Origin of the sequence: uncultured Agrobacterium sp. (genome assembly GCA_913777615.1) — a bacterium.
Classification (GTDB): Bacteria; Pseudomonadota; Alphaproteobacteria; order Rhizobiales; family Rhizobiaceae; genus Agrobacterium.
Genome location: CAJYTK010000004.1, coordinates 330,257 through 356,358 on the forward strand (window position 1 = coordinate 330,257; position 26,102 = coordinate 356,358).

General features: G+C 58.1%; 22 protein-coding genes. 13 read left to right on the forward strand and 9 right to left on the reverse strand.

The features are described from left to right. Positions 1–123: 123 nt before the first annotated feature. Both QZ862_RS03550 and QZ862_RS03555 read right to left on the reverse strand, forming a co-directional pair. Positions 124–795: a tetratricopeptide repeat protein gene (locus QZ862_RS03550; protein WP_296014514.1), complete on the reverse strand. Its 672-nt coding sequence runs from the start codon at positions 793–795 to the stop codon at positions 124–126. 157 nt (positions 796–952) lie between these two features. After that, complete coding sequence (locus QZ862_RS03555; protein ID WP_296097536.1) at positions 953–1,537, reverse strand: NnrU family protein; 585 nt, start codon at positions 1,535–1,537, stop codon at positions 953–955. A 138-nt stretch (positions 1,538–1,675) separates the two neighbouring features. Here QZ862_RS03555 and QZ862_RS03560 point away from each other — a divergent pair, with 138 nt between their 5' ends. After that, positions 1,676–2,668: a polysaccharide deacetylase gene (locus QZ862_RS03560; RefSeq protein WP_296097538.1), complete on the forward strand. Its 993-nt coding sequence runs from the start codon at positions 1,676–1,678 to the stop codon at positions 2,666–2,668. Positions 2,669–2,839: 171 nt separating this feature from the next. Here the strand turns inward: QZ862_RS03560 and sbmA are convergent, their stop codons facing one another. From sbmA to glpK, 4 genes are all read right to left on the reverse strand, one after another. After that, positions 2,840–4,111, reverse strand: coding sequence for a peptide antibiotic transporter SbmA (gene sbmA / locus QZ862_RS03565; protein WP_113261591.1), 1,272 nt, complete (start codon positions 4,109–4,111; stop codon positions 2,840–2,842). Positions 4,112–4,295: 184 nt separating this feature from the next. Next, positions 4,296–5,048, reverse strand: a complete 753-nt coding sequence (map, locus tag QZ862_RS03570; RefSeq protein ID WP_296014518.1) for a type I methionyl aminopeptidase — start codon at positions 5,046–5,048, stop codon at positions 4,296–4,298. A gap of 55 nt (positions 5,049–5,103) precedes the next feature. Beyond that, a complete protein-coding gene (locus QZ862_RS03575) occupies positions 5,104–6,165 on the reverse strand; it encodes an LLM class flavin-dependent oxidoreductase (protein ID WP_296097541.1) in 1,062 nt (353 codons plus the stop codon). 141 nt (positions 6,166–6,306) lie between these two features. Then, positions 6,307–7,800 carry a glycerol kinase GlpK gene (glpK, locus tag QZ862_RS03580; protein WP_296097543.1) on the reverse strand — a complete coding sequence of 498 codons (1,494 nt, stop codon included), beginning with the start codon at positions 7,798–7,800 and terminating at the stop codon, positions 6,307–6,309. Positions 7,801–7,955: 155 nt separating this feature from the next. Between glpK and QZ862_RS03585 the strand changes: the two genes are divergently transcribed. From QZ862_RS03585 to QZ862_RS03625, 9 genes are all read left to right on the forward strand, one after another. Further along, positions 7,956–8,732 carry a 3-hydroxybutyrate dehydrogenase gene (locus QZ862_RS03585; protein ID WP_296097545.1) on the forward strand — a complete coding sequence of 259 codons (777 nt, stop codon included), beginning with the start codon at positions 7,956–7,958 and terminating at the stop codon, positions 8,730–8,732. Between the two features lie 55 nt (positions 8,733–8,787). Beyond that, a complete protein-coding gene (gene xdhA, locus QZ862_RS03590; protein ID WP_296097565.1) occupies positions 8,788–10,257 on the forward strand; it encodes a xanthine dehydrogenase small subunit in 1,470 nt (489 codons plus the stop codon). 3 nt (positions 10,258–10,260) lie between these two features. Beyond that, on the forward strand, positions 10,261–12,600 hold the full coding sequence (xdhB, locus tag QZ862_RS03595; protein ID WP_296097567.1) for a xanthine dehydrogenase molybdopterin binding subunit: 2,340 nt from the start codon (positions 10,261–10,263) through the stop codon (positions 12,598–12,600). A gap of 9 nt (positions 12,601–12,609) precedes the next feature. Then, entirely contained in the window at positions 12,610–13,440 is an 831-nt protein-coding gene (gene xdhC / locus QZ862_RS03600) for a xanthine dehydrogenase accessory protein XdhC (RefSeq protein ID WP_296097569.1), read from the forward strand. A gap of 243 nt (positions 13,441–13,683) precedes the next feature. Next, positions 13,684–14,577: a LysR substrate-binding domain-containing protein gene (locus QZ862_RS03605; protein WP_153311811.1), complete on the forward strand. Its 894-nt coding sequence runs from the start codon at positions 13,684–13,686 to the stop codon at positions 14,575–14,577. A gap of 113 nt (positions 14,578–14,690) precedes the next feature. Further along, a complete protein-coding gene (gene puuD / locus QZ862_RS03610; RefSeq protein WP_296097571.1) occupies positions 14,691–15,938 on the forward strand; it encodes a urate hydroxylase PuuD in 1,248 nt (415 codons plus the stop codon). Further along, positions 15,935–17,248: a guanine deaminase gene (gene guaD, locus QZ862_RS03615; protein ID WP_296097573.1), complete on the forward strand. Its 1,314-nt coding sequence runs from the start codon at positions 15,935–15,937 to the stop codon at positions 17,246–17,248. The genes puuD and guaD overlap by 4 nt, the downstream gene beginning before the upstream one ends. Before the next feature lie 215 nt (positions 17,249–17,463). Beyond that, complete coding sequence (locus QZ862_RS03620) at positions 17,464–19,434, forward strand: methyl-accepting chemotaxis protein (protein ID WP_296097576.1); 1,971 nt, start codon at positions 17,464–17,466, stop codon at positions 19,432–19,434. A gap of 235 nt (positions 19,435–19,669) precedes the next feature. After that, the gene (locus QZ862_RS03625) at positions 19,670–20,092 is read left to right on the forward strand and encodes an ester cyclase (RefSeq protein WP_296097578.1); all 423 of its coding nucleotides are present in this window, start codon (positions 19,670–19,672) and stop codon (positions 20,090–20,092) included. A gap of 72 nt (positions 20,093–20,164) precedes the next feature. Here QZ862_RS03625 and QZ862_RS03630 read toward each other — a convergent pair whose 3' ends face one another. Continuing rightward, positions 20,165–20,560: a RidA family protein gene (locus tag QZ862_RS03630; RefSeq protein ID WP_296097580.1), complete on the reverse strand. Its 396-nt coding sequence runs from the start codon at positions 20,558–20,560 to the stop codon at positions 20,165–20,167. Positions 20,561–20,678: 118 nt separating this feature from the next. Here QZ862_RS03630 and QZ862_RS03635 point away from each other — a divergent pair, with 118 nt between their 5' ends. Next, positions 20,679–21,575: a LysR family transcriptional regulator gene (locus QZ862_RS03635; RefSeq protein WP_296085133.1), complete on the forward strand. Its 897-nt coding sequence runs from the start codon at positions 20,679–20,681 to the stop codon at positions 21,573–21,575. Between the two features lie 103 nt (positions 21,576–21,678). Here QZ862_RS03635 and QZ862_RS03640 read toward each other — a convergent pair whose 3' ends face one another. Further along, positions 21,679–22,323, reverse strand: a complete 645-nt coding sequence (locus QZ862_RS03640; RefSeq protein WP_296097582.1) for a hypothetical protein — start codon at positions 22,321–22,323, stop codon at positions 21,679–21,681. A gap of 158 nt (positions 22,324–22,481) precedes the next feature. Between QZ862_RS03640 and QZ862_RS03645 the strand changes: the two genes are divergently transcribed. Next, complete coding sequence (locus QZ862_RS03645; RefSeq protein WP_296097584.1) at positions 22,482–23,624, forward strand: alpha-hydroxy acid oxidase; 1,143 nt, start codon at positions 22,482–22,484, stop codon at positions 23,622–23,624. A 431-nt stretch (positions 23,625–24,055) separates the two neighbouring features. Further along, the gene (locus tag QZ862_RS03650) at positions 24,056–25,327 is read left to right on the forward strand and encodes a D-alanyl-D-alanine carboxypeptidase (RefSeq protein WP_296040558.1); all 1,272 of its coding nucleotides are present in this window, start codon (positions 24,056–24,058) and stop codon (positions 25,325–25,327) included. Between the two features lie 31 nt (positions 25,328–25,358). Here the strand turns inward: QZ862_RS03650 and QZ862_RS03655 are convergent, their stop codons facing one another. Further along, on the reverse strand, positions 25,359–26,099 hold the full coding sequence (locus tag QZ862_RS03655; protein WP_296097586.1) for a metallophosphoesterase family protein: 741 nt from the start codon (positions 26,097–26,099) through the stop codon (positions 25,359–25,361). Positions 26,100–26,102 lie beyond the last annotated feature (3 nt).

Sequence of the window (26,102 nt, forward strand, 5' to 3'; positions counted from 1 at the left end):
CTAACTTCTATAGCGTCGGACCGGAAACCCAACGGGCTCCGGTCCGACGCCTTCAACAGAAAACCTTTGCAGCACGTCATGCCCCACCCATGGGCCAAGCAACGTGCCGCAGGAAATGAGAATTTACGCTGCCTTGCCGGATGCGGCAATATTATCGAGCATGATCTGCGCGCGTTGCGCGACATTGCGTGGTGCCTGAGCATCGCCGGTAATGAGTTCGAACCACTGCTTTGCCTGGGCAAAGTTACCGGCCTTGTAAGCAGCAAGACCAAGCGCTTCGCGTGCCGAATTGCGCAGCGGCTGAGCATCATCCGAGAGGGCTTCTGCTTGCGCTGAAACCTGCTCGTAGGTGCCATTATCAACGAGGAGCCACGCCGCGCGCACCTTGGCGATGTCACGGAAAATCTGGGGCGCGCTGGTATCGTTGCCAATTGCGGTAAACGCAGCGACAGCTCCGGCGGTGTCGCCCTTCTGTGCCAAAAGCGTGGCCGCACGGAACTTGGCCAGAACCGGATACGAACCGTGGCCCGCCGTTTCCAGATCGGACAGGGCCTTCAGCGCTTCGTCGTTCTTTCCTTCGGAAGCAAGCTTCAAGGCGTTGGCGAACTGGTCACCGGAAGCCGAGGCACGGCTGTTGCTCCAATATTCGTAGATGCCGGCGCCAGCGGAAGCCAGAACGATCAAAATGGCGGCGCCAATCACGACCGCACCATAACGTCCCCAGAAATTGCTCAACCGCTCGGAGCGGATCTGCTCGTTCACTTCGCGGATGAAGCTGTCATTCTCGTGCGCCATCGAATTCTCCGTTACCCGCACCGAGAGGCGAACGCCGATCGGTCTGCGGACATGCCAAGGCAATCTTGTTGCGGCAAGCCGCAAAAAGGCCAACCACATTTATTGGTGGGCCTTCTAGCCTATTTTCCTTGAGATGTAAGGGGGAAACGTCAGTTTCCTACATCGCAATCGGCTGGACGCCAATCAACCATTCGTGCAGCTTCCAGATGAAAGCGGCCCACAGCACGACGCCGAGAAGCACCGCGATCAAATCGTAACGCGCCGCAACGAACGGACGAACGAGATTTTCGCCCGCACGCGCACGTCGCTTCAGGAATATCCGCATCACCACGCCCCAAGCGAGGAACGAGGCAAACAGAATGACAGACGATGTTTCGCCATTGGCGAGAAGATGCGCAAAAGCCCAGATCTTCACCGACAGCACCAGTGGATGCTTCGTCTTCGCCACGATGTGCCCGGCTGGCAAGGCACTCGCCACAAGACAGATCATCGCAATGAGCATCAGCGTCACGGCAATATGCGCCATCCAGACTGGCGGGTAATATAGCATCCCCGTAACCTGTCGCGCTTCATTGAAGGCGTAGGCAATGAAAACGATGGTGAGAACGCTGACGACCGAATAGACGCCCTTGAAGGGCTTTTCGCCCAGCCCGTCGATCAGACGCGCACGAAACGCTGGAGCAACCAGCCTGAGAGAATGGGTGGCGAAGAACAGGATGAGGGAAACGACGAGCAGAAGCATGTGGGCGTCCTTGCGCGGAAGGGAAGATAATCTTTTGACAATGAGTTATGGCTAAATCCCCCGAAAAGCCAGTCAAATCAAAGCTTCGCCTTATTCCAAGCTCAAAAGGCCGCTTTTGAAAATTCTGCGTGGTTCCTGATGTTGCGTTCGCTTGCCCTCCTGCCCCTCCTCCTTGCCTCTGCGTCGATAGCGCAGGCGGAAGATGTGCAAGCGTCACCCAGGCCAAAGCAGTTGGTGCTGGTATCCTTTGATGGCGCAGGCGACAACGCGCTCTGGCAAAGAAGCCGCGCGACCGCCAAGGAAGTCGGCGCGCATTTCACCTATTTTCTTGCCTGCACGCTGGTGATGGACCGCAAGACCAGCGCCAAGAGCTATCAGGGCCCCGGCCAGAAACTCGGCCGCTCCAATGTCGGCTTCGGCCAGTCGGTGGAAGAGGTGGCAACGCGCCTGCGACACATCTGGGACGCTCACCAGGAAGGCCACGAAATCGCCAACCACACCTGCGGCCATTTCGATGGCGGCAACTGGACGGCGGATCAATGGGACGCAGAATTTACCACCTTCACCAGCACGCTTGGAAACGCCTGGGCGGCAATCGGCAAGAAGGATGAGGAGCCGCAGGGCTGGCACGATTTCGTGCGGGGCATCAATGGCTTTCGCGCACCCTATCTATCGCAGAGCGATGCCCTCACCGCAGCCCAGAAGAAGCACGGCTTCGTCTTCGACGCCACCAGCATCACCAAAGGACCGGCATGGCCCATCCGCAAGGACGGCATCGAACATTTCGGCCTGCCGCTGATCCCTGAAGGACCGGGCGACCGGCCGATCATCGCCATGGATTACAATCTCTTCGTCCGCCACTCCATGGCGATCGAAACGCCCGCCAAGTCAGCCGAGTTCGAAGAGCGCGCCTACAAGGCTTTCCGCGCCGCCTTCGACAAGCAATACGAGGGCGAACGCATTCCGCTCCAGCTCGGCTTCCATTTCGTCAAGATGAACGGCGGTGCCTATTGGAACGCCTATGAGCGCCTGCTGCGGGAAGTCTGCAAAAAGGATGATGTCGCCTGCGTCAGCTATGAAGAGGCGATGCCGATGATCGACGCGCGGCGTAAGGAAAAGTCGCAAGGGTGAGAGAGCATTAGCGGTAGGTTTCGCGCCTGTCCGCTGCATGGCGCAGAAGAACAGACGACCATTTCCGCGCGATGGTCGTGCGTTACCCGACCATTCGTAACCGTTGAAACAAAAATCCTCGGGTCGAGCCCGAGGATCAAGAAAAGACAGCATTAAGGGCTTCAACCCACGTTATGTGGGCTTATTTGCAGCCAACTCGCCCTCTTCAGCTTCACGCTTCAAATAGCGCTGGTCGATTTCCGGCAAAGGCTTGTCATCAATGGCCGCTTCAAATGCCTTCAAGCGTTTATGGATCGAGAGCAGCTCGATGATCGTGGTCCAGGAGTTCACCAGATACTGGAACGAATTGCTGACCTGACCGAAAGCGGTCGCGATCTGTTGATAGATACCGTAGGTGATCTTGCCGGCAACGATGGTCGGGACCAGCATCAGCAGCAGGAACACGGCATCTGCCTGAATGTAGAAATACCGCGCGACATTAAAGTACAGATAGTGCCAATACATACGGAAATAGTTCTTCCGCACATTTGAGAAGAGCTGCTTGACCGTGATCGGGTCGGCCCTGTCAGCATGGTCTTCACCGTAGACAAGCTCTTTACGATAAGCGGCTTCGACACGTTGGTTGCGGAAGTTAAGCCCCGGCAGTTTGATACCGACCGTTGCCAGCAACACGGTGCCGAAGGCAGACCAGAGGATGGCAAGCCAGAACAGCGCGTGCGGCACCTCGCCGATGATCGGCAACTCGCTCACATAGCTCGAAAGCCCAAACAGAATTGGTAGAAACACGACCAGTGTCATGACGGAATTGATCAGCGTGATGCCAAGGCCTTCCAGGGTAGCCGAGAAGCGCATTGTGTCTTCTTGCACACGCTGGGATGCACCTTCGATATGACGCAGCTTCTCCCACTTCGACATGTAAAAATCATTCATCGCCGTGCGCCAGCGGAAGATATAATGGCTGGTGAAGAAGTCGGTCAGGATCGACACCGCCATGCTGAAAAAGACAAGCTTCGCGAAGACGATCTGCAGGCTGTAGAAATCCCAGGTGGTGATACCGGGTTGCTTGCTGAGCGCATTCTGCAAAAGGTCACCAAAGGGGCGGCGGAAGTTGTTGATGACGACTGTGACCTGGACACCGAAATAGGTGACGGCAATGATCAGAAGCGAGCCCCAGACAGACCAATATTTCCACGGATGCTCCCGTGCAACGATGGTCCAGAACAGACCGAAAGCTGCAAGGCAAAGCGCCAGATATGAATAGAAAAAGAGATTTGCTGGAACGAGGAAATAGGTGAGATCGTAGGGTTCCTGCTCAGGCATCACGTAGCCAAGAGAACGCCCCCACGGATCGACAACAAAATACCAGCCTAAGATCGCAACCAGCGCCCAAACAATGGCAGAGGTAAAAAACAGCTTGGGTTTGGGAAAGAAGGAATGAAACACGTTCGAACTCTCGCGAGCTTGAGATCAGCCATTATTGGCGAAGCAGATTTGGGGAGAAATTAGGCCAGAGATTTGCACGACGCAATGCAGCAAACGCTAAGTTACGAAGATGTAAGGCAAAACGGGCAAGTTTGGCTTGATCATTACGACAGCACTACAGCGCAGCCGTGCAACAGAATTCCTTTTACTCGGCAAGCGTCAGGATCAGCGGTCCGTTTTTGGTGGCCACCACCGTATGTTCGAACTGCACGGTCGGTGCGCTCGGGTCGCTGAACAGCGTCCACGGATCGTCATCGCCATCCTCGGCCCAATAGGCGCCCATGGAGAGGAACGGCTCGACGGTAAACACCAGGCCTTCCGTCATGATCCGGGTTTCATCCTTGTCCGGCCAGGTGGCAAGTTCCTTCGGCTCCTCATGGAGCGAGCGACCAATGCCGTGGCTGGCGAGATTGGTGATCAGCGTATAGCGGTTCTTCTTGGCGAAAGCCCCGATGGAGTTGCCGATGTCAGCAAGCGGGCGGCCAGCTTTGACCTGTTGCAAGCCGGTCCACATGGCGCGCTTGCCATCGCGGCAAAGACGCTCGATCTCCTTCTTGACCGGCGGCACCGCAAAGGACGAGCCGGTATCGCCAAAGAAGCCATCTTTGACGGCGGAGACATCGATGTTGACGAGATCGCCCGCCTTGATGATACGCGAACCGGGAATGCCGTGAGCCACTTCCTCATTGACGCTGATGCAGGTGGCGCCCGGAAACTGGTAGCAGAATTCCGGTGCCGACTGCGCGCCATTGCTTTCCAGGATATTGCGACCGATGGCGTCGAGTTCGGCGGTGGTGATCCCCGGCTCAAGCGCGTCGGCCATGGTCTGCATCGCAAGCGCGCAAATCCGGCCAACATCCTTCAGCTTGTCGAGCTCTTCTTCCGTCGAGATAACCATTCTGCGTCCATATCCTGCGCAATGTCTTCGGCAAAGGGCGCCAAAAAGCGCCCGCTTATGGCGAGGCTTTCACCCTATCGGCAGTGCCAGTCAATTCTTTTCTGACGATTGGAGCGACTTTCGTGCCGTAGAGTTCGATCCCGCGCATGATCTGATCATGCGGCATCAGGCCAATTGCCATCTGCAACAGGAAGCGATCATTCTTGAAGACGCCATGCGCCTTGATGATCTTTTCCGCCACCAGTTCCGGTTCACCGAGAAAAAGATTGCCCTCGGCACTTCGCGCCATATCGTAATGCGCCCGGTTCGTCGGGCCCCAGCCGCGCTCGCGGCCGATGCGGTTCATCACCTCCGCCTGCGGGCCATAAAACTGGTCTGCTGCCTTGTCGGTGGTATCGGCAATGAAGCCGTGGACATTGATGCTGGTCTTCTGCTTCTCAACCGGCTGGCCTGCCCGGCGCGCCGCTTCCCGGTAAAGATCGAATAGAGGCGCAAAGCGACGGTACTCGCCGCCGATGATGGCAAGCGCTACCGGCAGACCCATGGCCCCGGCACGCGCCACCGATTGCGGTGTGCCGCCAACCGCGATCCACACGGGTAGAGCCTCTTGCAACGGACGGGGATAGACACCGCGCCCGTTGATCGGCGCACGCTTTTCGCCCGACCAGGTGACGATTTCGCGATCTCTCACTGCCAGAAGCAGGTCGAGCTTTTCGGCAAAGAGATCGTCATAGTCCTCGAGATTGTAGCCGAAGAGCGGATAGGACTCGATGAAGGAGCCGCGCCCCGCCATGATCTCGGCACGCCCATTCGACAACAGATCGACGGTGGCGAACTGCTGGAAGACGCGGATCGGATCATCGGAGCTCAGAACCGAAACGGCACTGGAAAGGCGGATGGTCTTCGTCTTGACCGCCGCAGCCGCGAGCACGGTCGAAGGCGAAGAGACGACATAGTCGGGACGATGATGTTCCCCCAGCCCGAAAACATCGAGCCCCACCTGATCGGCAAGCTCGATCTCTTCCAAAAGGTTCTTCAGGCGACGCACACCTTCCGGGCCACGACCATCAGCCGGGTTCGGATTGACATCGGCAAATGTGTAAAGGCCAAGTTCCATGGGTGCGCTCCTCGCTTTGTCCGGAGCGCTCGCTTGCAAAAACTGGCTACGCTCATGCCCTCAGATAGACATCGAAGGTTCCCGGCGCAAATTCAAAATCTGAACCGGAAACTTCGATTTTCTCGATGGATGGAGCAGCGCTCAAACGTTGCTGAGCGTGCGGCGCACCGCGTTCTTCCAGCCTTTCAGCTTGCGTGCACGAACCTCGTTATCCATCTTCGGTTCGAAGCGGCGGTCGCGCGCCCAGGTTTCGGCAAAGGCCTTCATGTCCGGCCACACCCCTGCTCGGCTGCCCGCAAGCCAGGCAGCACCGAGTGCCGTCGTCTCAAGGATCACGGGACGGTCCACCGGCGCATCGATCAAGTCGGACAGGCGCTGCATGGTCCAATCGGAAGCCACCATGCCGCCATCGACGCGAAGGACGATATCGCAATCGTCGTTCTTCCAGTCTTTGTGCATGGCATCCAGAAGATCACCCGTCTGATAGCAGACGGCTTCCAGTGCCGCGCGCGCGAACTCCGCAGGACCGGTACCGCGTGTCAGGCCAAACATCGCGCCACGCGCTTCCGCATCCCACCAGGGCGCGCCAAGACCGACGAAGGCCGGCACGAGATACACCTCCTGCGCATCATCCGCCTTGTCTGCCAGCGTTCCGGTTTCCGAAGCAGAGCCGATGACTTTGAGCCCGTCGCGCAGCCATTGGACCGCAGCACCGGCAACGAAGATCGAACCTTCCAGCGCGTAATAGGACTTGCCGTCCAGACGATAGGCGATCGTCGTCAAGAGGCGGTTCTTGGACCGGACGATGTCCTCGCCGGTGTTCAACAGCGCAAAGCAGCCTGTGCCGTAGGTGGATTTCAGCATGCCCGGCGAAAAGCAGGCCTGCCCGATAACAGCGGCGTGCTGATCTCCGGCGACACCGAGGATCGGGATTTCCGCGCCGAACAGCTCGCCATCCGCCACGCCGAAGTCTGCGGCGCAATCCAGAACCTCCGGCAGCACGGATTTGGGCACATCAAGAATGTCGAGGAGTTCCTTGTCCCAGACATTCTTCTCGATGTTGAACATCAGCGTGCGCGAAGCATTGGTGGCATCGGTCACGAAGGACTTGCCGCCCGTCAGTCGCCAGATGAGGAATGTATCGACCGTTCCGAAGCAAAGCTCGCCCTTCTCCGCCCGCTTGCGCGCACCCTTCACATTGGAGAGCAGCCAGGAAAGCTTGGTGCCGGAAAAATATGGGTCGAGCAGCAGACCGGTGCGCTTGGCAAAGATCTTTTCGTGGCCGGCCTTTTTCAGCTTGTCGCAAAGCTTTGCCGTGCGCCGGTCCTGCCAGACGATGGCATTGTGCAACGGTTTGCCGGTTTCGCGGTCCCAGATCAGCGTCGTCTCACGCTGATTGGTGATGCCGATGGCTGCAATGTCGGATGCCTGCAGATTGGCTTTCTTGAGAGCTTCCTTGATCGACCAGACGACCGTTTCCCAGATTTCCTCGGGATCGTGCTCCACCCACCCGGAATTCGGGAAGATCTGGCGAAACTCCTTCTGGCCTGATCCGACAACCTTCATGGACTCATCGAAGATGATCGCGCGCGTCGACGTGGTGCCCTGGTCAATGGCGATAACGTATCCGCCCATTCATTCCTCCCTGAAATCAATCGCGCGCACCACAATATGCTCAACAGACAAAGTCAAGCCACAAGCGGCGTCCGTTTCGAATCCAATTGCCAGTTCCCCCGGTTTGAGCATAACGTTGTCTAAAGTCTTGCATCGACGTCAAAAAAGGGGAACGCATGCTAAGGACAGTGATCGTTACCGGCTCGACCAGCGGAATTGGCTTAGGCATCGCGCAAGCCTTCGCCAATAATGGCTGCAACGTCATGCTGAACGGCTTCGGCGATTCCGACGATATCGAAAGCAACAGGCTTTTGATGGAGGCAGAAAGCGGCACCCGCGTGCTCTATCACCCCGCTGATATGACGAAACCGGAAGAGATTTTCGACCTCGTCAAGACCACGCATGAGAAGCTTGGTTCGGTGGATGTGCTGGTCAACAATGCCGGTGTCCAGCATGTAGCACCGGTGGAGGAATTCCCGCTGGAACAATGGGACCGTATCATCGCCATCAACCTGACGAGCGCCTTCCACACCATGCGCGCCGTCATCCCGCTGATGAAGACAGCAGGCAGAGGCCGCATCATCAACATCGCCTCCGCCCATGGGCTTGTGGCCTCGCCATACAAATCTGCCTATGTTGCGGCAAAACATGGTATCATGGGGCTTACGAAATCCGCTGCACTGGAGTTGGCGGAAACCGGCATCACCGTCAACGCCATTTGCCCCGGCTATGTGCTGACCTCGCTGGTGGAAAAACAGATACCGGATACTGCAAAGGCGCGTGGCATCAGCGAGGAAGCCGTGAAGAACGATGTTCTCTTACGCCTGCAGGCAACTAAGGAATTCGTCAATGTCGAGGATGTGGCCGCCACCGCGCTCTTCCTGGCAAGTGACGCGGCCAAGCAGATAACCGGCACGCATATTTCCATCGACGGCGGCTGGACGGCGCAATAGACCCGAATAAATCACTTCATTCGGGTGGACTCCGAAACAGATACGAAGGCAGTGCATGAAAGACGCAATCAGCTTCATCCTCAATAACGAGACGATCACTCTGTCGGACTTTGCGCCGACGGAAACCCTGCTCGATTATCTGAGGCTGCGCAAACGCCTGACGGGCACCAAGGAAGGCTGTGCGGAGGGCGATTGCGGCGCCTGCACGGTGTTGATCGGCAGGTTGCTGGAAGGCTCGCTGCGCTACGAAAGCGTCAATGCCTGCATCCGTTTCCTAGGCTCGCTGCATGGCACCCATATCGTCACGGTCGAGCATCTGGCGCGAAAGGACGGTACGCTTCACCCGGTCCAGCAGGCCATGGTGGATTATCACGGCTCACAATGCGGCTTTTGCACGCCGGGCTTCGTTATGTCGCTCTACGGTCTTTGGCTTTCCAGCGACAAGCCCTCGAGGGCTGAGATCGAGAAAGCGCTGCAAGGCAACCTCTGTCGGTGTACCGGCTATGAGCCCATCGTCAAAGCCGCCGAGAGTGTCACCGCCGCACGGCCCAGCACGCTTTTCGACCCCATCGAAAGCGAGCGCTCCACCATCATGTCGCGTCTCTGGGGCATCCAGCAGAACGACACGATCACCGTGACCAAGGATGGTCATCGCACCATCATTCCGGGCAACCTCACCGATCTTGCCAATGCCTATGCTGCGGAACCGAAGGCCACTATCGTTGCCGGTTCCACCGACGTGGGCCTTTGGGTCACCAAGCAGATGCGGGAGCTTAAGACCGTCATCTTCATCAATCACCTGAGCGAGCTGCAATCGATCTCCGTGTCGGAAGGCATGATTTCGATCGGCGCCGGCGTGACCTACGCCCAGGCCTTCAACACGCTTGCCGACCATATCCCGGCCTTCGGTCGCCTGATCGACCGCCTCGGGGGGCAACAGGTGCGCAACATGGGAACGATCGGCGGCAACATCGCCAATGGTTCGCCCATCGGCGATACGCCCCCGCCGCTGATTGCACTCGGCGCGACGCTGACGCTGCGCTCCACTTCCGGCAGCCGCACGATCCCGCTCGAAACTTTCTTCATTGAATATGGCAAGCAGGACCGTCTGCCCGGAGAATTCGTCGAGAAGATCGAGGTGCCGCTGCCTGCAACCGACACTCATTTTGCCATCTACAAGATTTCCAAGCGCCGCGATGAGGATATCTCGGCACTCTGCGCCGCCTATCATCTCGCGCTTGGCGAAGACGGCACGGTCAGCGATATCCGCATCGCCTTCGGCGGCATGGCCGGTACGCCAAAGCGCGCCACGGCTTTGGAAGAGGCGCTGAAGGGCAAGGCCTGGACGCAAAGTACCATAGATGCCGCGCGCGATACCATCGACGCGGATTTCCAGCCGCTGACCGACTGGCGCGCCACCGCGCAGTACCGCCAGCTAACGGCAAAGAACCTGCTGACCCGTTTCTTCCTGGAGACATCGGGGACACCGCAGGAAATCAAGCGCTTCACGCTTGAGGAGGTTTGATCCATGGACACCACCACATTCGAACGCGCCAAGAACGAAGTCGATGGCAAGATGCACGGATCGCTTCGCCATGATTCAGCGCATAAGCATGTCACCGGAAGTGCCGAATATATCGATGATATTCCGGAACCCGCAGGCCTCATCCATGGCGCGCTCGGCCTGTCGGACCGGGCGCATGCCGAAATCCTGTCCATCGATCTCTCCGAAGTCGAGGCAACGCCCGGCGTTGTCTGGGTCATGACAGGCAAGGACGTGCCGGGCGAAAACGATGTCTCCTCCGGCGGGCGCCATGACGAGCCACTGCTGGCCGAAACGCTGGTGCAATTCCACGGCCAGCCGATCTTCGCCGTTTTTGCCGAGACCCGCGAGATTGCTCGCCATGCGGCCCGCAAGGCAAAGATCACTTACAAGGATTTGCCGCACTTTACCGATATCGACTCATCCCTTGAAAATGGTGAGCCGCTGGTGACGCCCGGCATGGTGCTGCAACGCGGTGAGGCTGAAGTGGAGATGGATGTCGCACCGCGACGCCTGACCGGCACGATGCGCATCGGCGGTCAGGAACATTTCTACCTCGAGGGCCATATCGCCATGACCGTGCCCGGCGAGGATGACGAGGTGACGGTGTGGAGTTCCACCCAGCATCCAAGCGAAATCCAGCACATCGTCAGCCATATTCTGCAGGTACCCTCCAATGCCGTCACCGTGCAGGTTCGGCGCATGGGCGGCGGCTTCGGCGGCAAGGAGACGCAGGGCAACCAGTTTGCCGCACTCTGCGCGATTGCCGCCAAGAAGCTGAAGCGTGCTGTCAAAATCCGTCCGGACCGCGACGAGGACATGGTCGCCACCGGCAAGCGCCACGATTTCCGCGTCGATTACGAACTCGGCTTCGATGACGAAGGCCGCATTCATGCCGTTGATGCAACATACGCCGCCCGCTGCGGCTTCTCATCGGATCTCTCAGGCCCCGTCACGGATCGAGCGCTCTTTCATGCGGATTCGAGCTACTTCTATCCGCATGTAAAGCTTGCCTCCAAGCCACTGAAAACCCACACGGTTTCCAATACCGCCTTTCGCGGTTTCGGCGGCCCGCAAGGAATGCTCGGGGCCGAACGCTTCATCGAGGAAATCGCCTATGCGGTGGGCAAGGACCCGCTCGATATCCGCAAGCTGAATTTTTACGGCGAGACCGGCTCGGGCCGCACCACTACGCCCTATCATCAGGAAGTAGAAGACAACATCATTGCCCGCGTGGTGGAGGAGTTGGAGACCTCCAGCGACTACCGCGCACGCCGTGAGGCGATCGTCGCGTTCAACCGCGAAAGCCCGATCCTGCGCAAGGGCATTGCGCTGACACCGGTCAAATTCGGCATCTCCTTCACCATGACCGCCTTCAACCAGGCGGGTGCTCTGGTGCATGTCTACAATGACGGCTCCATCCACCTGAACCATGGCGGGACGGAAATGGGCCAGGGCCTCTACACCAAGGTCGCGCAGGTCATTGCCGATACGTTCCAGGTGGATATCAGCCGGGTGAAGATCACCGCCACCACCACCGGCAAGGTTCCGAACACTTCGGCGACTGCCGCTTCTTCCGGCACGGATCTCAACGGCATGGCAGCGCTCGATGCCGCCCGTCAGATTAAGGAACGGCTAATCAAGTTTGCCGCGGAAAAATGGAACGTCACGGAACAGGATATCGCCTTCCTGCCGAACCGCGTCCGCATTGGCGATGAAGAAATCGCCTTCAATGATCTTGTGCGTCAGGCCTATTTCGCCCGCGTGCAACTCTCTGCCGCAGGCTTCTACAAGACCCCCAAAATCCACTGGGACCGCGCCGCCGGACGCGGCACGCCCTTCTATTACTATGCCTATGGCGCCTCCTGCTCGGAAGTCACCATCGATACGCTGACCGGCGAATATATGATGGAGCGCACCGATATTCTCCACGATGTCGGCAAGTCGCTGAACCCGGCCATCGATATCGGCCAGATCGAAGGCGGCTTCGTTCAGGGCATGGGCTGGCTAACGACGGAGGAACTGTGGTGGGATGGCAAGGGCCGACTGCGCACCCACGCGCCCTCCACTTACAAGATCCCGCTTGCCTCCGACCGGCCGAAAATCTTCAACGTCAAGCTGGCGGAGTGGTCCGAAAACGCCGAGCCCACCATCGGTCGCTCCAAGGCCGTCGGCGAGCCGCCCTTCATGCTGGCCAATTCGGTGCTGGAAGCGCTGTCCATGGCGGTTGCCTCGGTTGCCGATTACAAGGTCTGCCCACGCCTCGATGCCCCGGCAACGCCTGAGCGGGTGCTGATGGCGGTGGAGCGGTTGAAGAAGGTGTGAGGCAAACCCGTGCCGGAACCACTGACCACCTTCCTCGCTCAAGCCCCAGCCATCCTCGTGGAGATCGAAGCCGTCAAGGGCTCTTCTCCGCGTGAGGCTGGTACCTTCATGTTGGTCTCGGCAACCCGCATCTGGGAAACAATCGGCGGCGGTCAGTTCGAATATATGGCGATCGATCATGCGCGCGCCATGCTGGAGGGCAGAACAAATGTCGATGCGCTCGACATTCCGCTAGGCCCGGAAATCGGCCAATGTTGCGGCGGTCGCACCCTGCTGCGCTTCACCCGGGTGACGGAGGCTGTCTCGGCTGCGCTGACCGAACGGATGAGAGAGGTCGAGGATCGGCAACCCGCCGTCTTCATTTTCGGTGCTGGCCATGTAGGGAAAGCGCTTGCAAACAGCCTGTCGCTTCTGCCCCTTTCCGTCTCCGTCATCGAGACGCGCCGCGAGGAGTTGATCGGGCTACCGGACAATGTATCGACGCATCTGGCAGCCATGCCCGAAGCGATGGTCAGCGACATCCCCGCAGGCGCTGCGGCAATCATCGTCACCCATGACCACGCGCTGGATTTTCTGATCGCGAAGGAAGCCCTCGGCCGAAACGATCTTGCCTATGTCGGCATGATTGGATCGAGAACCAAGCGCGCCACCTTCGCGAATTGGCTCTCCCGCGAAGGGCACGGCGGCACACTCGACAATCTCGTGCTACCCATCGGCGGCACCGTCGTCAAAGACAAACGCCCCGCCGTCATAGCGGCCTTGGTAACTGCCGAAGTGCTTCACGCAGTTCATCGCTTTGCCGTTCAATGCCCTGCCCGATCCGGCTCCGCCCCTCGATGAAGCCAAGATCGCGCTTGAGATGTTCGCTCAACGCATCGTCATCGAGCCTGTTTGCAGGCCTGTAGCCTTCGCCAAACCAGTCGGTCTTCCATAGCCACGCAAAAAAGCGCAGCCAGACGTTCAACGTCATGGCACCCATCGTCTCTTCTCCTGAGCTGTTTTGATGCTGTGAGAAAAATATGCTTGATTTTGACGCCGATAACCAATGAAACGTCAGCCTGAATAGATGAAGAGAGCTTATCCATGAAGATGTCGCGAAACTTTCCGCTGAATGCGCTGCGCGTCTTCGAAAGCGCTGCCCGGCATTTGAGCTTCACCAAGGCAGGCGACGAGCTTGGCATGACGCAGACGGCGGTGAGCTATCAGATCAAGCTTCTGGAGGATTATGTGGGCGCCACGCTCTTTGTTCGCCGTCCAAGGCAGGTCACACTCACATCGGCGGCAGAAAAGCTTGCGCGACAGACATCCGAAGCCCTGACCATGCTGGAAGCGGCCGTTGCGGATACAAGGAAGAGCGTCTCCGATGTGCTGACGATCTCCGCCACGCCGACCTTTGCTCAGCAATGGCTTGCCCGGCGGCTTGGGAGCTTCCAGGCGGCCAACCCCAAGACAGCCGTTCACCTCGCGCTTAGCAACGAGATTGTCGATCTCTTGCGCGAGAACATCGATCTGGGCATTCGCTGGGGTAAAGGCGACTGGCCGGGCCTCATCTGCCACCGCATCATGCGCCTCGATTTTGCCCCCGTCGTCAGCCCGCTGCTGGTCGAAAAGTTGGGTGGCCTGAAAGAGCCCGCCGACCTGCTGAAGCTTACCATCATCAGCCCGCAGGACCGGTGGTGGAAGCACTGGTTTCGAGAGGCCGGCGTTCACGAGACCGATCTCGACACTCGCACCGGCAGCAATTTTGGCTTCCAATATCTGGAGGCGGCGGCGGCCATGGCTGGCCACGGTGTCGCCATCGTCAATCCCACTCATTTTGCCGAGGATATGGCCGCCGGGCGCCTGATCCAGCCTTTCGATCTCGTCTGCAACGATGGGCATGATTACTGGCTGGTCTATCCGGAAAGCCGTCGCAACGTGCCGAAGATCAAAATCTTCAGGGACTGGATGCTGTCGGAATTTCCTGACGATCTATAAGATCGATAACGGGTCGGTTAAGGGCTGACGACATTCCTGCGCAAAACGCGATGTTGCCCCTTCCCTAGGCAAGCGATTTTTCGCATTGTGCGACGCAAAGACAGGGGAACAGAATGTACGAATACGCCATTGCGTGGGAATGGATGGCCTTTGCCGTTCGCTGGCTGCACGTGATCACCGCCATCGCCTGGATCGGCTCTTCCTTCTACTTCATCGCGCTCGATCTCGGGCTGGTCAAACGCCCGAACATGCCACCCGGCGCCTATGGCGAGGAGTGGCAGGTGCATGGTGGCGGCTTCTATCACATCCAGAAATATCTGGTCGCGCCCGCGCAGATGCCGGAACATCTCACCTGGTTCAAATGGGAAAGCTACGCCACCTGGCTCTCCGGCTTTGCCATGCTCTGTATCGTCTATTACGGCGGGGCAGACCTCTTCCTCATCGATCATTCGGTGCTGGAACTGACGCAGCTGCAGGCAATCGGCCTGTCGCTCGCCTCGCTTGCCGTCGGCTGGCTGTTTTACGATTTCCTCTGCAAATCGCCGCTCGGCAACAACACCTGGGGCCTGATGATCGTGCTCTATGTGGCGCTGGTCGCGATGGCCTGGGGCTATACGCAGGTCTTTACCGGTCGCGCCGCTTTCCTTCATCTTGGCGCTTTCACCGCCACCATCATGTCAGCCAATGTCTTCTTCATCATCATCCCCAACCAGAAGATTGTTGTCGCAGACCTGATCGCGGGTCGCACGCCGGACCCGAAATATGGACGCATCGCCAAGCAGCGCTCGCTCCACAACAACTATCTGACGCTGCCGGTCATCTTCTTCATGCTGTCGAACCATTACCCGTTGGCATTCGGTACGCAGTTCAACTGGGTGATTGCAGCACTCGTCTTCCTGATGGGCGTTACAATCCGCCACTGGTTCAACACCACCCATGCCCGCAAGGGTAAGCCCACCTGGACCTGGCTGGTTACGGCCCTCATCTTCATCCTCATCATGTGGTTGTCCACCGCGCCGAAGGTGCTGACCGGAGAGCAGGAGGCTGCCGCAGCCAAGCTCTCCCCCGCCCAGCAGATCTTCCTAGCGGACGCGCATTTCGCCAGCGCGCGCGATATCGTCCAGGGGCGCTGTTCCATGTGCCATGCCGCGGAACCCGTGTGGGAGGGTGTCAACTTCACCCCGAAAGCGGTGAAGCTAGAAACCGACAACCAAATTGCCGCCCATGCACGGGAAATCTATTTACAGGCGGGCCGCTCCCATGCCATGCCCCCCGGCAACATCACGGCGATCACGCCACAGGAACGCAAGGTGCTGACCGCCTGGTATGAAAGCGCCGTTTCTCAAGGAAAGACTGAATGACCATGCTGCTGCTGCGCGGACGCCTTTTGAGCTTCAAGCGCGCACCCCTCTCCATCGATGACACAGCAAGCTACCTCTATATCGAGGATGGCGGTCTGCTGGTATCGGAAGGAAAGATCGCAGCCATCGGCGAGTATGCCGATATTCGCGCTAAGGCGCCGGAAGGCGTTGAAGAGAAGGATCACCGCCCTCACCTGATCGTGCCGGGCCTTATCGACATGCATCTGCATTTCCCGCAAATGCAGGTCATCGGCTCCTATGCCGCCAATCTCTTGGAGTGGTTGAACACTTATACCTTCCCGGAAGAATGCCGCTTCGTCGAAAGCGCACATGCGCAGCGTATCGCCACCCATTTCTACGACGAGCTGATCCGCCACGGCACCACCACTGCTGTTGCCTATTGCTCGGTCCACAAGACATCTGCCGATGCCTTTTTCGCCGAAGCCTTGAAGCGCAACATGCTGATGGTGGGCGGCAAGGTGATGATGGATCGCAACGCGCCGCAAGGGCTGCTCGATACACCCGAACTCGGCTATGACGAGACGCGTCAGGTGATTGCCGACTGGCACGGTAAAGGCCGCAACCACGTGGCCATAACCCCACGCTTCGCCATCACCTCGACGCCGAAGCAGATGGAAGCGGCCCAGGCGCTTGCGCAAGAGTTTCCGGACCTCTTCATTCAGACGCATCTTTCGGAAAATCTGGACGAAATCAAATACACCTGCGAGCTTTACCCGGAAGCGATCGACTATACCGACATTTATGTGCGCTACGGCCTGATGGGCAAAAAGACGCTGCTCGGCCACGCCATCCATCTGTCCGATCGCGAAGCGGACGTGCTTTCGGAAACGGGGGCTGTCGCCGTGCATTGCCCCACCTCGAATCTGTTTATCGGCTCCGGCCTGTTTCCGATGAAGAAGCTGCAACGGCGCGAAAAGCCGGTCCGCATCGCGGTTGCGACAGACATCGGCGGCGGCTCCAGCTATTCCATGCTGCGCACGATGGACGAGGCCTACAAGATCCAGCAATTGCTCGGAGAGCGTCTCAATCCGCTGGAAAGCTGGTATCTGATGACACGTGGCAATGCAGAGGCGCTGTCCATGGTGGATCGCATCGGCACGCTGGATGCCGGAACGGACGCGGATATCACCGTCCTCAACGCTTCGTCCACGCCCGCTATGGCGTTGAAGATGGAGGTCGTGAACAGCCTGACGGAAGAACTATTCCTGATGCTGACGATGGGTGACGACAGAACAGTTGTCGAGACCTATGTTTCCGGCACAGCACAAAAAGCAGTCCTGGCTAAATAACCCATTGAATATATGAATAGCTACCGATAGGGCCTTAATTATATTTAAACTATAACTATTTTACTATGTGATGGACGATCATAGGGCGCCATGATGGCTGATTTCGATCGCCATGTGGACACTCCATCTGCCCGACCCCTACGGTGGCGCCGATCTTCGGCTCCCAAAATATTGCCTCCGTGTCGTACTGGCCTTTCTTGAACGGAATAAAAGAGATGTCATTTTTGAGAAACGCCGGCATCCGGACGAAAGTCCTTGCGGTCGTATTACCGTTATGCGTCGTGGGATTAGCTGCTACCGCTTATACGGCTTATAATTACAGTCAGGCAGACGAAGACTACACGAACTTTATCGTGCAGGACAATGCTGGCGCGCTTTCCTTGGCACGTGGAACCCGAAACCTGACAGCAATTGCCTACGCTGCCTACGAAACCCTGTTCTACGACAGCGGAACGCCCGCCATGGTTTCCGCGATGTCACTCTATAATGACGGTAAGGAAAAATTGCTGCTGCGCTTTCGAGATGCGGCTCAGCGCTTGCCAGACCAAAAAGCCTCAATCGACGCACTGACCAGCCGGGCGCAAGAGGTTATTGCGGTCACAGATGAGGCCGTAAAACTCGGCCAAGCGGATCGCAATGACGAAGCCAAGCTCTTGCTAGCGAAGGCAGACGCTTTGATTCTCCCATTGGCTCAAGACGCCTCCAAGATTCTGGACGACAAAACAAAACAAGTCGTTGCAAAGAGCGAAGAGCTCAGCAACCAGACCGCTACCACTATTTTCTGGTCGATCACTCTAGCTTGCATTTCCTTCGCGCTCGGCATCATCGCATCGCTCGTCGTTGCGACCAAAGGCATCATTACGCCGATTGCGGCCCTTCGCCAGCGGATGACATCGCTTGCCGCGGGCGAAACGCAGGCACCGGTGGACGGCCAGGATCGTCGCGACGAAGTCGGCCAGATGGCGAAGGCTGTCTCGGTCTTCCGCGAAAACGCGCTGGAAAAGCAACGGATGGAAAAGGAAGCTGCTGCCAATCTCAGCCTGACGGAGAAGGAACGTGCAGAGCGCGAAGCGCAGAAGGCAAGAGACGCCGCTGACATTCAGTTCGCCGTCGATCAACTGGCAAATGCGCTGAACAAGCTGGCAGCGGGCGATGTCGCCTACCGGATCGAGACGCCATTCGTGTCCCATCTCGATACGCTGCGCACCAATTTCAACAGTTCTATCGGCAATCTGAATGACGCGCTGCGGGCTGTGGGACAAAACGCCCGCGGCATCGATGCCGGCGCCAATGAAATCCGCGCTGCGGCCGACGATCTCTCCAAGCGTACCGAACAACAGGCGGCATCCGTCGAGGAAACCGCCGCCGCTCTGGAAGAAATCACCACGACAGTCAAAGATTCCAGCCGACGTGCCGAAGAAGTCGGCAAGCTGGTCGACAAGGCGCGTGACGGCGCCGAAAGATCTGGCGATGTGGTTCGCAAAGCTGTCACCGCCATGCAGGAAATCGAACGGTCGTCAGGAGAGATCACCAACATCATCAGCGTTATCGATGAGATCGCCTTCCAGACCAACCTTTTGGCACTGAATGCAGGCGTAGAGGCCGCCCGCGCTGGAGAGGCGGGCAAGGGCTTTGCCGTCGTCGCGCAGGAAGTGCGTGAACTGGCGCAGCGTTCGGCAAAGGCCGCCAAGGAGATCAAGGAGCTCATCAACAATTCCGGCACCCATGTACGCGCAGGCGTCGATCTCGTCGGCGACACGGGCCGCGCGCTCGAGGTCATCGTTGGCGAGGTTCAGGAGATCAACCGCCACGTCAATGCGATTGTCGAATCATCTCGCGAACAGGCCGTCGGTCTCCAGGAGATCAACACCGCGGTCAACTCGATGGATCAGGGTACGCAGCAGAATGCGGCTATGGTGGAGCAGTCCACCGCCGCCAGCCATAGCCTTGCTAAGGAGGCAGCATCGCTGAACCAATTGCTGTTGCGCTTTAATCTCGGCGAAACCGACGGAAGAAGCCGCACTACATCAGCGCATGTTACAGGCACACCGAGGGCCGCCACAAGCGCCTCCAAGCCTGCCGCCTCACCTGCACATGCCCTTGGCCGCAAGATCGCCAGCGCGTTCGGTGGCGGCGCTGCTGCAGCAGCTACAACAGCTGCTTCGGCCAGCTGGGAAGAATTTTAAGACAAAGCGCTTCCAGCAAACACATGCGAACAGGCGGCCTTGAGCCGCCTGTTCTGCTTCTTATGACCGTGGTTTTCTTGACGTCAACGTGTCGGAAGCGGAGAACCCTTGTCGTCAAAGACGGACGCTATCCCCTGTGACAGAATTGCTCATTCCGCGCAAATGTGGAGCTCCGGTGGCGACTCCGGCTTCAAATGAAGTAATCTTGCCGTTTCAACAGCAGGGTCAGATTTGAATGACACACCTCGCAGATCACTATCGCGCCTACATTGCCTGCCTGAACGACCAACGCTGGGACGGTCTCGGGTCATTCGTTGCCTCCGACGTTACACATAATGGCAGGAGTTTCGGCCTCGATGGTTACAGGCGGATGCTGATCAGCGACTTCGAGACGATTCCGGATCTCTCCTTTAAGATAGCACTCCTTGTCTGCGAGCCGCCCTACGTCTCAGCCAGGCTCGAATTCGACTGCTCGCCGAAATCCACATTCCTGGGACTTGCCATCAACGGACGGCGCATTTCCTTCGCCGAAAACGTCTTCTACGAGTTCCGCGATATGCAGATCGTGTCCGTCTGGTCCATCCTCGACAAAGCGGCGATCGAGGACCAATTAGAACGGCATGCGCCCTTTGAGGACACACAGAGTTCTAACTCCTGAATTTCAGCATTTTGATTTTCTAAAAATCGATTCCGATTTTCGGGCGGATGCTGAGGCCTTAAATCGTAAGCGTCACGCGCCAGGGACACGCGCAATGACCTTGATCTCGAAATCAAAACCAGCAAGCCAGTTCACGCCGACTGCCGTCCAGTTCGGATAGGGCGCTTGCGGAAACATTTTATCCTTTCCAGCCATCACCGCCGCGAATTGCTGTTCTGGATCGGTGTGAAATGTCGTCACGTCGATGATGTCGCCGATCGTACCTCCGGCCGCCTCCAGCACCGCTTTGAGATTTGTGAAGGCCAGTTCAACCTGCTTGTCAAATTCCGGCTCTGGCGATCCATCCTCCCGCGCGCCAACCTGTCCAGAGATGAACAGAAGATCACCGGATCGGATGGCGGCGGAATAGCGATGCATATCGTAAAGCGCCTGACGGCGTGCTGGAAAAATTGCTTCGGACTTTGTCATTTGCTCTCTCCTGTTGGGGGCGATTGGCGTGGTCGCCTCGGCTGATGGACAGATAGCAATGATGCATAGATGCGATTAGACGTTGAAATTGGGATGTGCTCATGCAAAATTCCCATCAATCATGCGCCCATCCCTGACCGAACTTACTGCCTTCATGGCCGTCGCCACGCACCGCAGCTTCCGTCGTGCGGCGGACGAGCTTGGAACTGCCCCCTCCACCTTGAGCCACACAGTGCGTGCGCTTGAGGAGCGCCTTGGCGTACGGCTCCTGAACCGGACGACCCGTAGCGTCTCGCCCACGGAAGCGGGCCTGTCGCTGCTCAACCGGTTGCACAATGTGATGAATTTGCTGGACGAGGCGCTCGATGCTACGGCGACTTTTCGTGGCAATGTCGCAGGCCGGGTCAGGATAAACGCGCCGCGCGTCACGATCGCCTATCTCGTGCGTGAAATCCTTCCGCTGATGACAGAGCGCTTTCCTGACGTCGAGGTCGATCTCGTGGCGGACGGCCGTTTGATCGATATCGTTTCCGCTGGCTTCGATGCCGGTGTTCGTCTGATGGAAGCAATCCCGAAGGACATGGTCGCCGTCCCTTTCGGCAAGCCCGTACATTTCCTTTGCGTGGCCTCGCCCGCCTATCTGAAGCGCGCAGGAGAACCGCTCACGCCCCACGATCTGCCACATCATCATTGCATCGGCCACCGCCTGCCAAGCGGCAAGCTTTACAAATGGGAGTTTGATCGCGCCGGACAGGAACTCACCGTGGATACGGGTGGGACAGTCGTTTTGGATGATGAGGATCTTATGGTCGAGGCTGCCGCCAGTGGCTTAGGCATCGCCTATGTCGTCAACTGGATTGCCCAACCCGCCATCGACGCTGGCAAGCTGACACCGGTGCTGACATCCTGGATGCACGCGGCTGAGAGGATGGCACTTTATTATCCCGGCCATCGGTCCGTTCCCCCGCCCCTGCGCGCGTTTATCGACGTCGTCAAAGCTGCGCCCAATGTGTGAGCATCCCCGAGCGGGACGAATTTTGGCAGCACTCCACCAAAGCGAAAGGATAACGGGCGGCGATACCACCCGCTTGTCCTGTTGCTTTGGAGCCAATACCGCCTCAGCCGAGGCGCAGGGAATACGGATCGACAGAGCCGCTGCCCGAACCTGAGGCGACCTTGGCCCTGCCGTCGTAGCGACGTTTCAATAGCCTGGAATATTCAAAAACAGCGCGAGGGGTCCACACCCCGCCGGCTATACGCACGTTACCGAAGTCGGTCATCATCGCAGCCAGATCGTAGCCGGTACCCACGTCCAGCAGGCTCTTGACCGCCCAGGCGCAATTTTTTCTCAGAAGAAAATAGCCGGGCTTCTTGGCGAGCATATTGGCCCAGGCACGTTTCATCGCCGCTTCGTTGAGACCGGAAATACTGACACTGGCGGTCGGCGGTTTTCCCTCTCCGTTAGGTCCGATGTCTTGCTCATAGGTATAAGGGCTGACAGGATCCTTGAGAAAGCCGCCTTCAGCGCGCGTGTTCGGCCACCAACTGACATAGGTTTCTAGGCCCTTGGATTGTCCGACGCCTATCTTCATGCTGATGTGTCCAACATTCGCCCTAGAGGCTTCCGGTGCCCAGAAGAATACGGTGATCATGCTATCCTCCAAAATACGCCACGCAAAATAGGTCAAAATTCTCGTGAAAATAGTGGGTTCATTGCCAATGCGAGAAAATGGCACGTAAAAGGCGATTTTAAGGCGAACCATTGCAACTCAGCGGCGACCAGTTAAAAACGACCCTAGCGAATGAGCGCACGCGTGAGCTTCGTTTTGTCGCACGGGACAGATGATCATCGCCACATTTCGATGTTGCGCCTTGGTATTTCATGGTATGCAGTCAGCATTCAGATTTGAAGGTTTTATCCATGAGCAAAATCCTCACCATCGCCGACCTGAAGAGACAGGCGCAACGGCGCGTGCCCAAAATGTTCTTCGATTACGCCGACAGCGGCGCATGGACCGAAGGCACTTATCGCGCCAATGAGGATGATTTTCAAAAGATAAAGCTGCGCCAACGCGTGCTGGTCGACATGACCAACCGTTCGCTGGAAACGGAAATGATCGGCGAAAAGGTGTCCATGCCAGTTGCGCTGTCTCCGACAGGTCTTACCGGCATGCAGCATGCCGACGGGGAAATGCTGGCCGCCAAGGCTGCTGAGGAATTCGGCGTTCCCTTCACGCTGTCCACCATGAGCATCTGCTCGATTGAGGATGTCGCCTCTGTCACCTCGCGTCCCTTCTGGTTCCAGCTGTATGTGATGAAGGATCGCGACTTCATCAACAATCTGATCGACCGGGCGAAGGCCGCCAAATGCTCGGCACTGGTCCTGACACTCGATCTGCAAATCCTCGGCCAGCGCCACAAGGATCTGCGCAACGGCCTTTCGGCCCCGCCAAAGTTTACACCGAAGCATATCTGGCAGATGGCGACACGGCCCAAATGGTGCCTCGACATGCTGCAGACCAAGCGCCGCAGCTTCGGCAACATCGTCGGCCATGCCAAGAACGTCTCAGATCTCTCCTCCCTCTCCTCTTGGACGGCGGAGCAGTTCGACCCGCGTCTCTCCTGGAAGGATGTCGAGTGGATCAAGGAACGCTGGGGTGGCAAACTGATCCTGAAGGGTATTCTTGACGAGGAGGACGCACGCGCCGCCGCGGAGTCTGGTGCCGATGCCATCATCGTCTCCAACCATGGCGGCCGGCAATTGGACGGTGCCCTCTCCTCCATCACCATGCTGCCGAAGATCGTCGATGCCGTCGGCGACCGGATTGAAGTCCATATGGATGGCGGCATTCGCTCCGGCCAGGACGTGCTGAAAGCCATCGCGCTTGGCGCCAAGGGCACCTATATCGGTCGCCCCTTCCTCTACGGTCTTGGCGCCAACGGAAAGCTCGGTGTCACGACAGCGCTTGAGATTATCCGCAAGGAAATGGACATCACCATGGCGCTTTGCGGCAAGCGCCTGATCACTGATGTCGATCGCAGCATCCTCGTTCAGAACCCCTGATCGAGAGCTATCCAGACCACGCAACGCTGTTGCCGCCCTCACAATCACGTGAGGGCGGCACCGTTTCCTCCACCTTTTCAAAGCCATAAGCACGAGAGTTTCAAAGGTGTTCGCGCCACCTCGACAAAGACGCGTTTGCGAACTCCCGATCAAACCCTAAAACCCCGCTAAAGGCGCCTTTGTAGAGGCATCTAGCCCGAACGCTCCGCTTCCCCATCGTCCCTTATGATCGCTCCGAAGCAGTGCCGAAGCAGTGCCGAAGCACTGGAGAATCTCCGCCAAGCCCCAAATCTGACCCGCCACCAGTGGGGGTCGATTTTCATCCTTAATTAAGCATGAAGGCAGTCTCTAAACTTTGGACGGTTTTGTTGCCTGAAAGCTTCGCTACTTTAAGGGCAACGGGCAGCACAGGGACGCATAAGGGGAATTTCATGTCGGGTAAGATCAGACGGGGAACGGCTGAAGCATGGCTTTTCGCTTTGGCGTTCTTCTGCGCGATCCTCACATTCGGGGCAGCACCCGCGCAGGCACGCTATGCGCATATCGTCATCGACGCGAATTCGGGAAAAGTGCTGGATTCGCAAAATGCCGATCAGCTGAAATACCCAGCATCGCTGACCAAGATGATGACCCTCTATCTGACATTCGAGGCTCTGCATAAGGGCCGTATCAGCTGGGACCAGCGCATCACCATGTCGAAGAACGGTGCTGCGACCATTCCCTCCAAGCTTTACGTGCGCGCCGGCACCACCTTCACCGTGCGCGAAGCCGTCTATGGCATGATCGTCAAATCCGCCAATGACCTTGCCGAAGGCATGGGCGATCATCTCGGTGGCTCGGAAGCCCGCTTTGCCGACATGATGACACGCAAGGCCCGCCAGCTTGGCATGACGAAAACCGTGTTCCGCAATGCCTCCGGCCTGCCGAATAAGTCTCAGGTGACGACAGCGCGCGATATGGCGAAACTCGGCCTTGCCCTCCAGCGGGATTTCCCACGTGAATACAAGATGTTCAGCGCCACCTCCTTCAGCTTTCGCGGCAAAACCATTCGCGGTCATAACCGTCTGCTGACGCGTTACAAGGGCGTGGACGGCATCAAGACCGGTTACACAAATGCTTCCGGCTTCAACATCGTCAGCGCCGTCAACCACAATGGACGCAGCGTCGTTGCCGTCGTGCTCGGCGGACAGAGCGCGCAACGCCGTGATAACCAGGTCGTTGCCCTTCTCGACAGGACGCTACCGAAAGCATCGCGTACACGCGGCACGGAACAGCTGATCGCCAGTGCCAGCACCAGCCGCACCTTCGATACCCCCCCGTCGGTCGTGCCGCTTCCCATGTTTGCCGAACGCCAAGACCCGATCGCTCAGAAGATTGCATCGGCAGACAACGTCATGGCGGATATGATGCAGACATCCGCCGTCGCACCATCCGCCGTTCCCCCAGGTAGAAGCCGCTGGGAAGTGCAGATCGCTGCAACCGACTCCGAAGCCGCTGCTCTGTCCATGTTGAAATCCGCCAAGGCCTCGCTCTCATCCGGCCATGCCGGTGTGGCCCCCTATACCGAAGCCGTGAGCACCGGTGGCGCGACACTCTATCGCGCCCGCTTCACCGGTTTCGACACCCAGGCAGAGGCACTTTCGGCCTGCAAGGACTTGAAAGCTCGCTCCTACTCCTGCGTGGTGATGACCAGCAACGGCTAAGCCCCACAGCGGTGAGCGCGTTCTACCGAGATCAGTCCAGCCAGCCGCCTTCAATGGCGTTGCCGATGCGGTTCATCCCATTCTTGCGGGCCAGCGCAGCCATGGGCGCTGCGTCGTAGCGGATATTGCGATGGGTCACCTGCCAGCCGAGCGCGGTCTCTTCGAGAACCGCATAGGAAGCGAGCCCATGACCAACCTCCACCTGATGATAGACGGGCTCGTCATCCTTCCAGCCGGGACAGCCGACGCTGCCCGGATTGACGATCAGCCTTCCGTCGGAAAGCTGCACGATGCGGGCGATATGCGTGTGGCCGCACAGCATGATCGGCTGATGGATGCCGCTGGCGAGCGCCTCAATCTCGGCACGCGGGCGAAGATGCAGCACGCCTTCCGGCAATATACGCTCCAGCCAGTAATCGAGATCGCCAGCCGGTGAGCCGTGACAGCAATAGGCCACGCCCTTGAACACCATGTCGAAGGGCAAGGTCTTCAGCCAGTCGATATCTGCAGGTGAAAGCTGCGGGAAGATCGTCTTTTCCCACGGTCCCATCTCATCGGGCTGCTGTTCGATCAAGGCACGGTCATGATTGCCGCGCACCGTCAAAATGCCACGGTCGATCAGCAGTCTCGCCGTGCGCCCCGCATCCAGCGGTCCGCTGAAACAGTCGCCAAGATTGACGATATCGGTGATCCCAAGCTTTTCAATATCTGCCAGCACCGCTTCGAGTGCCGCATGGTTTCCGTGAACATCGGCAATCACGGCAAAGATCATGGC

Coding starts and splice junctions, on each gene's coding strand:
- QZ862_RS03550 (WP_296014514.1), bottom strand. CDS start 795: ATGGCGCACGAGAATGACAGCTTCATCCGCGAAGTGAACGAGCAGATC.
- QZ862_RS03555 (WP_296097536.1), bottom strand. CDS start 1,537: ATGCTTCTGCTCGTCGTTTCCCTCATCCTGTTCTTCGCCACCCATTCT.
- QZ862_RS03560 (WP_296097538.1), top strand. CDS start 1,676: ATGTTGCGTTCGCTTGCCCTCCTGCCCCTCCTCCTTGCCTCTGCGTCG.
- map (WP_296014518.1), bottom strand. CDS start 5,048: ATGGTTATCTCGACGGAAGAAGAGCTCGACAAGCTGAAGGATGTTGGC.
- QZ862_RS03575 (WP_296097541.1), bottom strand. CDS start 6,165: ATGGAACTTGGCCTTTACACATTTGCCGATGTCAATCCGAACCCGGCT.
- glpK (WP_296097543.1), bottom strand. CDS start 7,800: ATGGGCGGATACGTTATCGCCATTGACCAGGGCACCACGTCGACGCGC.
- QZ862_RS03585 (WP_296097545.1), top strand. CDS start 7,956: ATGCTAAGGACAGTGATCGTTACCGGCTCGACCAGCGGAATTGGCTTA.
- xdhA (WP_296097565.1), top strand. CDS start 8,788: ATGAAAGACGCAATCAGCTTCATCCTCAATAACGAGACGATCACTCTG.
- xdhB (WP_296097567.1), top strand. CDS start 10,261: ATGGACACCACCACATTCGAACGCGCCAAGAACGAAGTCGATGGCAAG.
- QZ862_RS03605 (WP_153311811.1), top strand. CDS start 13,684: ATGAAGATGTCGCGAAACTTTCCGCTGAATGCGCTGCGCGTCTTCGAA.
- puuD (WP_296097571.1), top strand. CDS start 14,691: ATGTACGAATACGCCATTGCGTGGGAATGGATGGCCTTTGCCGTTCGC.
- guaD (WP_296097573.1), top strand. CDS start 15,935: ATGACCATGCTGCTGCTGCGCGGACGCCTTTTGAGCTTCAAGCGCGCA.
- QZ862_RS03620 (WP_296097576.1), top strand. CDS start 17,464: ATGTCATTTTTGAGAAACGCCGGCATCCGGACGAAAGTCCTTGCGGTC.
- QZ862_RS03625 (WP_296097578.1), top strand. CDS start 19,670: ATGACACACCTCGCAGATCACTATCGCGCCTACATTGCCTGCCTGAAC.
- QZ862_RS03630 (WP_296097580.1), bottom strand. CDS start 20,560: ATGACAAAGTCCGAAGCAATTTTTCCAGCACGCCGTCAGGCGCTTTAC.
- QZ862_RS03640 (WP_296097582.1), bottom strand. CDS start 22,323: ATGGTTCGCCTTAAAATCGCCTTTTACGTGCCATTTTCTCGCATTGGC.
- QZ862_RS03645 (WP_296097584.1), top strand. CDS start 22,482: ATGAGCAAAATCCTCACCATCGCCGACCTGAAGAGACAGGCGCAACGG.
- QZ862_RS03650 (WP_296040558.1), top strand. CDS start 24,056: ATGTCGGGTAAGATCAGACGGGGAACGGCTGAAGCATGGCTTTTCGCT.
- QZ862_RS03655 (WP_296097586.1), bottom strand. CDS start 26,099: ATGATCTTTGCCGTGATTGCCGATGTTCACGGAAACCATGCGGCACTC.